The sequence below is a fragment of the Pseudomonas sp. Leaf129 genome, assembly GCF_001423465.1.
Classification (GTDB): Bacteria; Pseudomonadota; Gammaproteobacteria; order Pseudomonadales; family Pseudomonadaceae; genus Aquipseudomonas; species Aquipseudomonas coleopterorum.
On record NZ_LMOC01000011.1, the window covers coordinates 13,069 to 26,924 of the forward strand.

Here is a 13,856-nt window from a genome sequence, read left to right on the forward strand (position 1 = left end):
ATGGATTTCCAAATGGACGTAGGCAGACTAGACTCAAAAGCTGAAACGTTTCACTCTGCTGCCTCATAACTCCAATAAAGGCCCATCCCCATGAAACTGCTCCCTCTCGCCTGTGCCATCTCCGCGTTCACCCTCAGCTCTCACGCCCTGGCCTGGGATTTCGTGCTGCTGGACAGCGACAAGCCTGCGCAGAACCAGCGCATCACCAGCGAACAGTTGGGCGTCAAAGTCGACAAGCCGTTTTCCATCACCATGCGAACCCTGCACGGCGGCCGTCAGGAAGGTGTCAGCCTGATCGATATCGATAACGGCACCATGAAGCTGACGCTGGTGCCTACGCGCGGCATGAACGTGCTCCATGCCCAGGTCGGCGATGCGCGAATGGGCTGGGATTCGCCGGTGAAGGAGGTGGTCAATCCGGCCTTCATTGAGCTCAACGGCCGAGGCGGTCTGGGTTGGCTGGAAGGCTTCAACGAGCTGGTCACCCGCTGCGGTTACGAATGGGTCGGTCACCCCGGCATGGACAATGGCGAGTTGCTGACCCTGCATGGTCGCGCTGCGAACATTCCGGCCAGCAAGGTCACGGTGCACATCGACGAAGCGCCGCCCTATGCAATTCATGTGCGTGGCGAGCTGAAGGAGCAGGCTTTCAAGAAGGTCGACTTCAGCGTACAGACCGAGCTGGTGACCGAACCCGGCGCGGCTCGTTTCGTGCTCAACGACACCCTGACCAACAACGGCGACTACCCCAAGGAATACCAGGCGCTGTATCACAGCAACTTCAGCACGCCGTTCCTGGAGGAGGGCGCGCGGTTCGCCGCAGCGGTCAAACAGGTGTCGCCGTTCAACGACAAGGCCAAGGGCGACCTGGGCGATTGGCAGACCTATCGCGCGCCGACCAAGGACTATGACGAAACCGTCTACAACGTGGTGCCCTACGGCGACGCCAAGGGCGACACGCTGACCGTGCTGCACAACAAGACCGGCAGCCTGGGCGTGGCGGTGGGGTTCAATGTCCAGCAGTTGCCGGTGTTCTCGCTGTGGAAGAACACCGATACGCAAGGCCAGGGGTACGTGACGGGGCTGGAGCCGGGCACCAGCTTTTCCTATAACCGCCGTTACCAGCGGCCCCTGAACCTGGTCCCGACCATCGGGCCCAAGCAGCAGAAGCAGTTCAGCATCAGCTACAGCCTGCTGGCGGACAAGCCTGCCGTGGACAAGGCGCTGAAGACCATCGACACGATTCGCGACGGTCGCCAGACCCAGGTGCGGCAGACACCGTTGGTGGACCTGAGCAAGGAGTAGAAAGCGCTTTGATCATGAGCTGAAATCCGCGTGGACATGGCCGGCGCGCGTATTTCGGCTCGCCAAGGAAATCGCACGAATGAACGTTCATTCGTGCCTTCCAGGCAACATACATTTGCGTATCGTTGCCTTACTCCCCGCAACCAAGGCCTCTAGACTGCGCCCATCGATGTTACTCGCACAGTCAACGAGGCCCTCTTCATGAAAAAGATTCTCCTGCTCAACGGCGGCAAGCAGTTCGCCCACTCCGACGGTCGCTACAACCAGACCCTGCATGACGCCGCCGTCGCCTACCTGGACCGCGCCGGTTTCGATGTGAAGCAGACCTTCATCGACGGCGGCTACGACCTGACCGAAGAAGTGCAGAAATACCAGTGGGCCGATGTGATCATCTATCAGATGCCGGGCTGGTGGATGGGCGCGCCGTGGACCGTGAAAAAGTACATCGACGAAGTGTTCACTGAAGGCCATGGCAGCCTCTACGCCAACGACGGCCGCACGCGTTCCGATGCTTCGCAGAAATATGGCAGCGGCGGTTTGCTCAAGGGCAAGCAGTACATGATCTCGGCCACCTGGAACGCGCCGCAGCAGGCGTTCGACGATCCTGCCGATTTCTTCGAGGGCAAAGGGGTGGACGCGGTGTACTTCCCGTTCCACAAGGCCAACGAGTTTCTCGACATGACCGCCTTGCCGACCTTCCTCAGCGTCGATGTGATGAAGAGGCCCGACATCGACAACGACGTCGCGCGCTATGAAGCGCACCTGGCCAAGGTGCTGGGCTGACGGTACGCTCGCCCGGGTAGCGATTGGTGTATGTTGCGCACGTCCCGGTACACCCGATGAGGCCTGCCTTGAAATCCCGATCCGATGAGCTGCAAGTCTTCGTCGCCGTCATCCAGAGCGGCTCCATTTCCGCGGCCGCCGAGCAGTTCGGGCAAACCCCATCGGCGGTCAGCCGCACCTTGTCCAAGCTTGAAGCCAAGCTGGACACGACCCTGATCAACCGCACCACGCGGCGCATGGACCTGACCGAGGAGGGGCGGTTTTTCTTCGAGCAGGCCAAGGACATCCTGGCGCGCATGGATGAGCTTGAAGAGCGCTTGTCGCTGCGTCAGCAGACGCCGGCCGGGCGCTTGCGCATCAATGCCGCGTCACCGTTCATGCTGCACGCGATCGTCCCGTACGTGGCCGAATTTCGCGAGCGCTATCCGGACATTCAGTTGGAACTCAACAGCGACGATCTGATCATCGATCTGATCGAACACAGCACCGACGTCGCCATTCGCATCGGCGTGCTGGCCGATTCGACCTTGCATGCACGCTCTCTGGGCTGCACGCCGCTGAATATTCTCGCCAGCCCGGCCTACCTCGAACGCCATGGCGTTCCCCAGACTATCGCCGCCTTGAGCCAGCATGTGCTGCTGGGCTTCACCCAAACTGAAACCCTCAATCACTGGCCGTTGCGTCATGCCGAGGGCGATCGGTTGCAGATCCAGCCGCGGATCGCGGCGTCCAGTGGCGAAACGTTGCGTCAGTTGGCGCTGGAGGGGCAGGGGATTGTCTGCCTGTCGCATTTCATGACCCACGAAGACATTCGTCAGGGGCGTTTGCAGGTGGTGCTGGCCGAGGCCAACAGCGGCTATCGACAGCCGATCCATGCGGTGTACTACCGCAATTCGCAGTTGGCGTTGCGGATTCAGTGCTTCCTGGACTTCATTCAGGACAAGCTGGCCATTTACGCCTGCTGAATCTATGCCTGCTGACGCGGGCGCAGATGGATTGCACCGCTTTCGATCCGCCGCTTACCATGAAGCCTGATTGCCACTGCCAGGACTCATCATGAAGCGCATCGCATTGCTCGCCGCCCTCATCACGCTGGCCAGCTGCTCCAGCAAGGGGCCCGACGACGGCAGCCTGGGCAACGAACAGGCCAAGGACATGTTCAAGGAGGCGATGTCGCAGCCGCCCGTGCCGCAGAGCGTGATGCGCAACGGTGACCGCCTGAGCTTCATGCTGTTGCAGCCCAAGAGCGAGACATCCCCGTTCGGCTTTCTGTTGCAGGTCGATGCGGCCTGTTCCAGCCCCAGCGCCAGCCTGATCTATCTGGATGGCGTGAAGCGCATCTATTTCGCCAGCCCCGATGGCAAATACGCGCCGGCGCGTCCGATTCCTGCCGGCCAGGTAGAAGTGCTCAACGCCAGCCCCGCCTTCCAGCGTGCCTGCGCCACAACGCCCCAGCCGGATTGGCGGGTGCTCAAGGGCAAGGGCGACGAGCAGTATGTGCTGATCGATCGCAACAGCCTGTCCACCGTCGACGGCCAGTTGCAGTTCTGGGCCGGCTACGATTCGCCGAGCATCGGCCATGACCTGCCGTACAACGCGCCCTATGCACAGAAGCGCGAACGCTATGCGCTGGACTGCGGCAAACAGACCTTCAGCCTGCTGGCCGGGTATGACCTGGACGAACACAACACCGTGACCGATGGCGGGGTGTTCTTCGAGCCCAAGACCTACTCGGTGAAGGGCAGCGATCCTGACTATCGATTACTGTTCGATGCGGCCTGCGGCAAATCCGAGGGCCTGGCCGCGTTGCCGGCATTCAAACCGCGGAGCAAGGCACCGTTGGTGCTGACCACGCCCAGGGTGCAGGCGCCGGCGTTGTCGGCGGTCAAACAGTTGAACCTGCCGGCACCGGCAAAGCAGTTGAAGCGGACGGTGGAAACCGGCACCGCTCATCTCAAGGGGCAGAGTGCGCCGTTCACCGAGGAGAAGTCGTTCAGCCAGGACAAGGCGTCGGGCCTGCTGGCGGTGCGAACCAAGGGCAGCAACTTCGAGGGGCAGGCGGTGAGCTTTCGCGGGCTGGTCGCGTTGGCCCAGCAGACCGTGTACAGCGGCGAGGCGCCGATGGTGGATAACATCGGCTTGAATGCCATCGCGTTCAGTGGCGACTGGAAGAACATGCCGGTGGGCACTCAGTTGGGCTATGTCACCGACGGCAAGATGAGCAACAGCGTGGTGGGCGAGTACGGCAAGCCGCGCCAGGCGTTCGACTGCCGCGTCGAACAGCAGGTGCCCGCCGCGCAGGTCAACGCCCGTCTGAGCGGCCAGGCGAAGAAGCTGCGGTGTGCGCATCTGGAGGACAGTTTCAAGCGGGTGGAGACGTTGTATTACCTAGAGGATTACGGGTACTTCTTCCGCGCCGGGGTGGACCCCAATGACTTCTTTCATGAAGAGCGGGTGTTGAAGGAAGTGGAGTGAATCGGCATCCGATGCGGGTAGTAGTGGCGAAGGATTGTGGCGACTTCTTCGCGGGCAGAGCCCGCTCCCACAATTTCTGGAGGAGCAAGGTAGGCAGAGCCTGCTCCCACAGGTGGCCTGGGGAGCAGGGCGGTGCAGGCCTCAGACGCGGAAATGGCTGACCATCATTTGCAGCTGATTACCCAGGCGGGCCAGTTCGACGCTTGAGGCAGCGGTTTCTTCGCTGGCCGAGGCGGTCTGTTCCGACACGTCGCGCACGTTGATGATGCTGCGGCTGATTTCCTCGGCGACCGAGCTCTGCTGCTCGGCGGCTGCGGCGATCTGCTGGTTCATGGCCTGGATGCTGGACACCGTGCGCGTGATGTTTTCCAGCGACGTGCCGGCGCGGCGCGTCAGTTCGACACTGCTGTCGGTCAGGCCACGGCTGCTGAGCATGACGCTGGCGACCTGTTGGGTACCCGACTGCAAGCCTGCCACCAGCCCTTCGATTTCCTCGGTGGATTTCTGCGTGCGCTGGGCCAGGCCGCGCACTTCATCGGCCACCACCGCAAAACCACGTCCGGCCTCGCCTGCACGGGCCGCTTCGATGGCCGCGTTGAGGGCCAGCAGGTTGGTTTGTTCGGCCACGGCCTTTATCACGTCCATGACGCTGCCGATCTTGTCGCTTTCCTTCTGCAGCGCGTTCATCGCTTCGGTGGAACGGCGGACTTCCTCGGCCAGCTTTTCGATCTGCGCAATCGCTTCGCCGACGACCTTGTCGCCCTCGCGCGCCTCTTCGTCGGCCGTGGTCGCAGCTACCGAGGCCTGCTCGGCGTTGCGAGCCACTTCCTGAACGGTCGCGGTCATCTCGTGCATGGCGGTGGCGACCTGATCGGTCTCGACCTTCTGATTGTTGACCCCGGCACTGGTCTGCTCGGTGACGGCAGACAGCTCTTCGGCGGCGCTGGCGATCTGGGTGACGCTGTCGCGGATGCCACCTATCAGTTCGCGCAGGGTGGCGCCCATGCGCTGGATGCCTTGCTGCAGTACGCCCAGTTCGTCCTTGCGCGTCACCTTCAAGTCGTGGCTGAGGTCGCCACTGGCGATGCGCTCGACCACGTCCAGGGTCTGCTGCAGAGGGCGGGTGATCTGCCGGGTGATGATCCAGGCGGCAAGGATGCCGAAGATCAATGCCAGCAGTGCCGCGCCGATCTGATAGCTGCGCGCTTCGGCGCTTTCGGCGTCGCGGCGCTGGATCTGGATCTTGTACAGCTCATCGCTGAGGCGGACGATTTCCGAGCCTTCGACGGTCATTTCGGCGCGAGCGGTAGTGATGGTGGCAATCGATGCTTTGAAGCTGGTCACCGCATTGCGGTAATTGACCAGTGCGGCAATGAGCTGCTGCATGCGGGCCTGCTCGGTAGGCAGGCGAGTGGACAGTTGTTGCAGTTCGACGGCGGCGCGGTCCATCTGCGAGAATGCAGCCTGCTCGGATTTTTCGTTGGCGTTGCTGACATAGGCAAGCACTTCATAGCGCGTCTGCTGGGTCAATTCCCGAATCCGGGCGCTGGCCTGCAATTCTTCGAAGCGCAGCTCGATGTCGGGTACGGCGAGTACGGCGTCGTTGATCTGAGCGACCAGTGCAGTGGCGGCCGCTGCCGTGTCGGTCATGTTCTGCCGCGCCACGTTGCTCGTCTTGTAGCCGTCGCGCATCTGGTTGAGCGACTTCTGGTACGCCTCGATCTGTTCCGCCTGGGCTTTGAGCCGCTGCAGGTTTTCCGGGCTCTTGAACCCTTCGATCAGCTTCTGCTGCTGAGCCTTGAAAGCGTCGAGCTGGGTTTGAACGGTTTGCGCCGAAGCGTCGTCGCCGTTGGCCAGCATGTATTGCAGCCGCACGATGCGCAGCTTGGTCAGGCTGTTGTTGAGCTCGGAAATATCGCTCATCCAGTTGCTGCGCTGGATCAGGCTGCTCAAGCTGGTCCATCCGGTCAGCGCCAACAGCGCGGTCAATACCAGCACCAGGCCGAAGCCCAATGCAAGTTTTCGGGTAACGCTGATATTGCCGAACCAGCCGTTCATAAAATGTGCTCCTGACAGTAAAGGGTCAGACCTGGACGACCATAGTTGTGCTTATGGCGGTCGCCATGAAAAGGTCTCGGTGATTTCCCCATATCGGCCACGGGCGGCAGAGCTGAAACAAAAAGTGAGAACGTTGACGCAAAAAAAACGGCGCGATCAAGATCGCGCCGTTCATTGTCACTACCGATGCGTCATGCGATCGGCTGTGAGCTCCACTCGCCATTGACCAGGCGCTGCAGGCCCAGCGGGTTGGCATTGCGCAGTGCTTCGGGCAGCAGCGCGTCCGGGTAGTTCTGGTAGCAGACCGGACGCAGGAAGCGGTCGATCGCCAGGGTGCCGACCGACGTGCCGCGGGCATCGGAGGTGGCTGGGTAAGGGCCGCCGTGGACCATGGCATCGGACACTTCCACGCCGGTCGGGTAGCCGTTGACCAGGATGCGACCGACTTTCTGCTCCAGCACCGGCACCAGCCACTGGTACTTGACCAGGTCCGTACCAGTTTCGCCGATCAGCGTGGCGGTCAGCTGTCCACGCAGCGATTGCAGGGCAGTCTTGAGCTCGGCATCGTCGGCGACTTCGATCACCACGGTGGCCGGGCCGAACACTTCTTCCTGAAGCAGTTCGTCGCCATTGAGCAGCAGGCTCACGTCGGCCTTGAACAGCTGTGCCTGAGCCTGTTGCCCTTCCTGCGGGTTGCCGGCCAGGTGCGTGACGCCTTGGTGCGACAGCAGGTGTTCCACGCCTTTGCTGTAGCTGCGCAGGCCACCGGCGTTGAGCATGGTTTGTGGCGCCTGGGCTGCCATTTGTGCTTGCAGGTGCTCGAGGAAAGCACTGAAGGCCGGCGAGCGAACGCCGATCACCAGGCCTGGGTTGGTGCAGAACTGCCCACCGCCCATCACCACGGAAGCCGCCAGTTCTTTGGCCACGGTTTCGCCACGGGTGGCCAGGGCGTCTGGCAGCAGCACGACCGGGTTGATGCTGGACATTTCAGCGAACACCGGGATCGGCTGGGCGCGCTCGGCAGCCATCTTGCACAGCGCGTTGCCGCCGTTCAGCGAGCCGGTGAAGCCGACTGCCTGAATCGCCGGGTGCTTGACCAGCGGCTCACCGACGCCGGCACCGAAAATCATGTTGAACACGCCCTTGGGCATACCGGTTTTTTCCGCCGCGCGGATGATGGCGGTGCCGACCAGATCGGCTGTCGCCATGTGACCGCTGTGGGCCTTGAACACCACTGGGCAGCCGGAAGCCAGGGCTGCGGCGGTGTCGCCACCAGCCGTGGAGAATGCGAGCGGGAAGTTGCTGGCGCCAAACACGGCCACTGGGCCGACGCCGATGCGGTACTGGCGCAGATCAACGCGCGGCAGCGGCTTGCGGTCCGGCAGGGCGAGGTCGATACGGGCACCAAGGAAGTCGCCACGGCGCAGGACCTTGGCGAACAGACGCATCTGGCCGCTGGTGCGACCGCGCTCGCCTTGGATGCGGCCGGCAGGCAGGGCGGTTTCCTGGCAGACGATGGCCACGAAGTCATCGCCCAGGGCATCGAGTTCGTCAGCGATGGCGTCCAGGAATTCGGCACGGCGAGCGGGGCTCAGCTGGCGATATTCCAGGAAGGCGTTGTCGGCGGCCTGGCAGGCGGCGTCGACTTCGGCATCGGTGGCTTGGTAGAAGGCATAAGGAAGCGCCTCGCCGGTGGTGGCGTCGACACTCTTGAGTTTAGGCTCGCCACTGGCGCTGCGGTTGCCGCCGATGAAGTTGTGACCGAGGATGTTAGGCATTGTTGTCTCCGTGTCCTGTGGGCGGGTTGTTAACGGACATCATACAATTTGGTCATATACCGGGCAAGTTGCCCCCCGAATCACCCACTGTAGCCGCCTCGGCTGCCGATGTGGTGAATCAGGCAGCCCGCAGTGCACCCGGACGCGGCTTGCACCGCTGCTACAGAGGCTTGGCGTGATCGATTTGCAACCCCGCGTCGGCGGTGGATGCGGTGAATCAGGCTGAACGCGGTAAGCCACATCGTAATTCGCGCCGAATGAAAGCAAATAGCCAGCACACAAGGTAGCGGCGGACAGGGCCTTAGAGGTAAGGTGGGCAATGGTGCATCAATGGCGATCATGCGCGTCGCCCCATGGAGAGAACGAGAGGACATGCTGCCCATTCCCCTGTTGATCTGCGATGACTCGAACATGGCTCGCAAGCAGCTGCTGCGCGCCCTGCCGGCGGATTGGGACACCACTGTGACCCAGGCGGTGAACGGCCGCCAGGCGCTCGAGGCCGTGCGCGAGGGGAAAGGCGATGTGATGTTGCTGGACCTGACCATGCCCGACATGGACGGCTACCAGGTCCTGGCCGCGCTGCGCGAGCAAAACCTGCCGTGCAAGGTCATCGTCGTCTCGGGCGACGTTCAGGATCAGGCCCTGCGCCGGGTCCGCGAGTTGGGCGCGCTGGCCTTCATCAAGAAACCGGCCGAACCCGAAGAACTGCGCCGGGTGCTGCTCAAGGCTGGTCTGCTGGAAAAAACCACTGGCACAGCCCTGCGTCGCAGCAGCGACAGCACGCTGCACGTCGGCTTCATCGACGCCCTGCGCGAAGCCATCAACGTTGCCATGGGCCAGGCCGCCGCCATGCTGGCCAAAGTGCTTGGCGTGTTCATCCACCTGCCCGTACCCAACGTCAACCTGCTCGAAGCCAGCGAGCTGCACATGGTGTTGGCGGACGTGCAGAGTGAGCAACCGATCACCGCCATCTGTCAGGGGTTCATCGGCGGCGGTATTGCCGGCGAAGCGATGCTGATCTTCCACGATTGCGACATCGCCGACCTGGCTCGCTTGATGAACCGCAGCGCGCTCGACTACTCCGACCTCGAGATGCTGCTGGATCTGTCATCGGTCATCATCGGCGCCTGCCTCAGCGGCCTGGCCCAGCAACTGGACGTGATGTTCTCCCAGAGCCACCCGCACATCCTTGGCAATCATGCCGCGATCGACGATTTGATCGCCGTCGGCAAGCACCGCTGGAAAAAGACCCTCACCGTGGAAATCAGCTACGCCCTGGAAGGCCACTGCATTCACTTCGACCTGTTGCTGCTGTTCACCGAGGACTCGGTACCGTTGCTGCGCGACAAGCTCGACTACCTGATGAACTGAACCATGAGCCGACCTATCGAACTCGACGAATTTCACTGGCTGCTGGCGATTACCCAGAGCATTGACGTGGGCGTGGTGGTGCTCGACAGCGATTACCAAGTGCAGGTCTGGAACACCTTCATGGAAAACCGCTCCGGCGTGCAGCCCAAGGACGCCATCGGACACTGCTTCTTCAGCTTGTTCCCGGAGATCGATTGCGAGTGGTTCCGCAAGAAGGTCAGCAGCGTGGTTACCCTTGGCACCCCGGCCTTCACCATCTGGGAGCAGCGTCCGTACCTGCTGCGTTTCAAGAACTACCAGCCGATCACCGGGCAGGAGGCGTTCATGTATCAGAACACCACCATCCTGCCACTGCGCTCCACCCATGGTGAGGTCAAGCACATCTGCGTGGTGATCTACGATGTCACCGACGTGGCCATCAACCGGCGGCAATTGCAGGCCTCCAACCTGCAATTGCAGAAGCTGTCGAGCACCGATCGCCTCACCGGGCTGTGCAACCGTGGCCATTGGGAAGAAGCGCTGAAGGTCGAGTACGTCCGGCACGGGCGTTACGGCCACGCCACCTCGTTGATCATGTTCGACATCGATCATTTCAAACGGGTCAACGACACCTATGGCCATCAGGTGGGCGACCAGGTCATTCAGCGCGTGGCGCAGGTGCTGCGCGGATTGGTTCGTGACGCCGACATTGCCGGACGCTACGGCGGCGAGGAGTTCGCCGTGCTGCTGCCGGACACCGACAAGGAAGGCGGCGCCATATTGGCCGAGCGGTTGCGTCAGGCCGTCGAGGCTGAAGTGGTCGAGCACGAAAGCGGCCCGATCCGCTTCACCATCAGCCTGGGGGTAGCCGACCTCGGCTACCCCAGCATCGAACACCAGCAACTGATCGAATGGGCCGACCAGGCGCTGTATGCCTCCAAGCGCGCTGGCCGCAATCGGGTGACCGTCTACGAGCGGCCCTGACCGGGACGATCACTCCTTGGTGGCATGCGCCCAGCGATAGTCCAGACGCGGCGCACGGACTTTGATCCGGCGCTTGGTCTTGCTGAACAACGGCTCATGCACCGGCTCGGGATCCTTCAGGAACACCGTCAATACCGCACTCAACGCGTACAGGCCAGTAAAGGCCCAGACAACGCCTTCCAAGCCGAAGCTTTCATTGAAGATCGCCACCACCGCAGGGCCCACCCAAGTGGACGCGCCTGCACCCAGACTCAGCACCGACAGCGCGGCGGCCTTGTTGTGCGGCGCCAGGGCCGGCGCCAGTGCCGACAGCGGCACGAAGCACGCCAGGGTCAGGCCATACAGCGCGCCGAACACCGAGGCCAGCAGGAAGTTGTCGGGAAAGGCCTGCGGCATGAAGAAGAACAGCGGCGTGGTGATCGTGCTACCGATGGCACCCAGCCAGAGGATGGTATTGCGATAGCCGATCCGCGTGCTGATGACGCTGGAACCCATGTTGCCGATGATGTTGAACACGAAGACGATGGTCAGCAGTTGCAGCCATTGCTCCAGGGTGAACCCCACCGTGTCCATGAAGAACCCCGGCAGCACCACCAGAAAACCGAACATCGACGAGGTGTTGATGATGCGCACCACACCGGCCAGGGTCACCTTGGGGTGCGACCACATGATGGTGACGTTCTTGGCCATCGACACCAGCGGCTTCTCGCCCTCGGGTGCGAGGCGGCGCATGCCGTGGGCTTCACGCATGCCGATCAGGCCGATCAAACCACCGATGACCACCAGCGCGAACGACAGCCAGAAAGTCTGCAACGCCCCGATCAGCGGAATGCTCACGCTCGCCACCAGCGAACCCAGGGTCGGCAGACCTGCTGCATAAGCCACCCAGAACCAGCCAACGGCCAGACCCATCTTGCGCGACGGTGTCGCGGCGGCGATCCACACCAGAAACCCATAGGCGAACAGCGGATAGCCGAAGCCGCGCAGACCGTAGGTCAGCAGGATCATCTTGTAGCTCAGGGTTTCCAGGCCATAGATCAGGAACAGAACCTCGAACACGCTCCAGATCAACAGGCCCAGCATCATGACCCGTTTCGGCCCCCAGATATTCGACAGTGCGCCGGCCAGCCAGGAGGAGATGCCGACGGTGACGCCATACAGCGTGAACACCATGGCGATTTCACCCTCGGGCATGCCGCGGTCACTGAGAAACGGGGAGAGGTAACCCAGTTCGACGCCGTCGCCGATCATGAAGATCAGCAGGCCGACGAAGCCCCAGAACATGGGGTAGGGGATGCCGATCTTGTCGCACAGGCGAGAGAGGGGGGTGTTCGGAGTGGATTGATTGCTCAATGGTCCGTTCCTTTTTTGCAGCACGGCGCTTGGGCGCGCCGAATGAATGGCCTCGATGAGGTTGGAAGGCAGGCTCGGTGAAGAGCAAATCGCCACGCAGCGGTGGCACAAATCGGCGGGTCAGGAGGGGCACAGCAGGATCGCCGGCGTACGGCGTGCATGGGCCCTGTAATCTGCTTTATTTGAGATTTTCGCGCCGTTTGCTTATTTGTTATCGCATCTGAAACGATTCAGCGCAACCGCCCGGGCGGGCGTTGCCTGCGACAACGTGCCCGGTGGTAATGGCCGCAGGCCACGTCTCATGGCGGCTAAGGTGTTGCAAAAAATGACTGAAAAAATTCGGATAATTTTCCATTGCCCCAGGCGTTGTCTCAGCATGTGAGAGCATGAGCGCGCCACGTCCCCAAGACTTGCCGCTCGCCGCGCCAAGGCGTAGATGTAGGGACACCGACATTGGCAGGCGTTCCCATGTACCCGCTCATTTCCCACGTCGACAGCGACACTTCTCTGCCCGACAGCGCCGATGTGGTCATCATCGGCGGCGGCATCATCGGCGTGTGCACGGCCTTCTTTCTGGCCGAGCGGGGCGTGTCGGTGGTGCTGGTGGAAAAGAGCGGCGTCGCCCACGAACAGTCGTCGCGCAATTGGGGCTGGGTGCGGACCATGGGCCGTGACGTCGCCGAAGTGCCGTTGGCCATCGCCAGTCTGAAACTGTGGGACGGCTGGGCCAGCAAGCTGCGCCACGAGACAGGCTTCACCCGCTCCGGCATTCTCTATGCCTGCGAATCGGCAGCCGAGCTGGCAGCCAAGGTCAGCTGGCTGGATCAGGCCAAACCGCTGGGCATCGAGGCGCGGCTGCTCGACACCGTCCAGATTCAGGCGCGCCTGCAAGCCAAGGTGCCGGCCTCCTGGACCGGTGCGCTGTTCACCGAAAGCGACGGTCGCGCCGAGCCGGACATCGCCACGGCGGCCATCGCCGAAGGGGCACGCGCACGCGGCGCCAAGCTGTTCGTGCGCTGTGCCGCGCGCAGTGTCGAAACCACCGCGGGAAAGGTCAGCTCGGTGGTCACCGAACTGGGCGAAATCAAATGCACCAGCGTCGTGCTGGCGGCGGGCGCCTGGTCGAGCCTGTTCTGCGGCAACCTGGGCATCCGCCTGCCGCAGCTGCGCGTGCTGGGTTCGGTGATGCGCACCGGACCGCTGCCGGGCGGGCCGGAGTGCGCCGTAGCCACCGAGAAGGTCTCGTTCAGAAAGCGCGCCGACGGCGGCTACACCGTGGCCTTGCGCAACGCCAACGTGGCGGCGCTGGTGCCGGACAGCTTTCGCTACCTGCCCGACTTTCTGCCCATGGTCAGGGCGCATCACCACGAATACCGCCTGCGCGTGACCCGCCAGAGCTGGCAGGAACTCAACACGCCCAAACGCTGGAGCAATGCCCAGGCTTCACCGTTCGAGACACAGCGCTTGTACGATCCCAAGCCGGTGGACGCCTACCTCGACAAGGCCCTGAGCATGCTCGCCGAGCAATTCCCGATCTTTGCCCAGGCGCGGATCGAGCAGCGCTGGGCGGGGCTGATCGATGTCACACCCGATATCGTCCCGGTGATGGATCAGGTGCAGAGCCTGCCGGGTTTCTATCTGGCCACCGGCTTCTCCGGGCATGGTTTCGGCATCGGACCGGGCGCCGGCCACCTGATGGCCGATCTGATCACCGGCGACCAACCCCTGGTCGATCCTGCGCCGTTTCGTTTCGCCCGGTTCGCCCGATGA

Annotated in this window: 10 protein-coding genes and 1 pseudogene; 7 read left to right on the forward strand and 4 right to left on the reverse strand. The window is 62.5% G+C overall.

The window, feature by feature from the left end; all coding sequences use genetic code 11:
• Positions 1 to 90 precede the first annotated feature (90 nt).
• The 4 genes from ASF66_RS20590 (at position 91) to ASF66_RS20605 (ending at position 4,563) form a co-directional block, all read left to right on the forward strand.
• Positions 91 to 1,305: an aldose 1-epimerase family protein gene (locus ASF66_RS20590; RefSeq protein ID WP_056845175.1), complete on the forward strand. Its 1,215-nt coding sequence runs from the start codon at positions 91 to 93 to the stop codon at positions 1,303 to 1,305.
• Positions 1,306 to 1,506: 201 nt separating this feature from the next.
• Entirely contained in the window at positions 1,507 to 2,088 is a 582-nt protein-coding gene (locus tag ASF66_RS20595; RefSeq protein ID WP_056845176.1) for an NAD(P)H-dependent oxidoreductase, read from the forward strand.
• A 68-nt stretch (positions 2,089 to 2,156) separates the two neighbouring features.
• Complete coding sequence (locus ASF66_RS20600; protein ID WP_056845177.1) at positions 2,157 to 3,053, forward strand: LysR family transcriptional regulator; 897 nt, start codon at positions 2,157 to 2,159, stop codon at positions 3,051 to 3,053.
• A 91-nt stretch (positions 3,054 to 3,144) separates the two neighbouring features.
• Entirely contained in the window at positions 3,145 to 4,563 is a 1,419-nt protein-coding gene (locus ASF66_RS20605; protein WP_056845178.1) for a hypothetical protein, read from the forward strand.
• Between the two features lie 141 nt (positions 4,564 to 4,704).
• Here ASF66_RS20605 and ASF66_RS23365 read toward each other — a convergent pair whose 3' ends face one another.
• From ASF66_RS23365 to ASF66_RS20615, 3 genes and pseudogenes are all read right to left on the reverse strand, one after another.
• Positions 4,705 to 5,568, reverse strand: coding sequence for a methyl-accepting chemotaxis protein (locus ASF66_RS23365; protein WP_414705042.1), 864 nt, complete (start codon positions 5,566 to 5,568; stop codon positions 4,705 to 4,707).
• A 39-nt stretch (positions 5,569 to 5,607) separates the two neighbouring features.
• Positions 5,608 to 6,486 (reverse strand): annotated as a pseudogene (locus tag ASF66_RS23370) (methyl-accepting chemotaxis protein); the annotation flags it as partial.
• Between the two features lie 326 nt (positions 6,487 to 6,812).
• On the reverse strand, positions 6,813 to 8,399 hold the full coding sequence (locus ASF66_RS20615; RefSeq protein WP_056845180.1) for an aldehyde dehydrogenase (NADP(+)): 1,587 nt from the start codon (positions 8,397 to 8,399) through the stop codon (positions 6,813 to 6,815).
• Between the two features lie 372 nt (positions 8,400 to 8,771).
• On the opposite strand from ASF66_RS20615, the gene ASF66_RS20620 reads away from it, so the two are divergent.
• Positions 8,772 to 9,770: a response regulator gene (locus tag ASF66_RS20620; protein WP_056845181.1), complete on the forward strand. Its 999-nt coding sequence runs from the start codon at positions 8,772 to 8,774 to the stop codon at positions 9,768 to 9,770.
• 3 nt (positions 9,771 to 9,773) lie between these two features.
• Positions 9,774 to 10,733 (forward strand): sensor domain-containing diguanylate cyclase, encoded by a 960-nt coding sequence (locus ASF66_RS20625; RefSeq protein WP_056845182.1) that lies wholly within the window; start codon positions 9,774 to 9,776, stop codon positions 10,731 to 10,733.
• Between the two features lie 9 nt (positions 10,734 to 10,742).
• On the opposite strand, the gene ASF66_RS20630 is transcribed toward ASF66_RS20625, so the two are convergent.
• Positions 10,743 to 12,086 (reverse strand): MFS transporter, encoded by a 1,344-nt coding sequence (locus ASF66_RS20630; protein ID WP_056845183.1) that lies wholly within the window; start codon positions 12,084 to 12,086, stop codon positions 10,743 to 10,745.
• A 468-nt stretch (positions 12,087 to 12,554) separates the two neighbouring features.
• Here ASF66_RS20630 and ASF66_RS20635 point away from each other — a divergent pair, with 468 nt between their 5' ends.
• Entirely contained in the window at positions 12,555 to 13,856 is a 1,302-nt protein-coding gene (locus ASF66_RS20635; protein ID WP_056845184.1) for an NAD(P)/FAD-dependent oxidoreductase, read from the forward strand.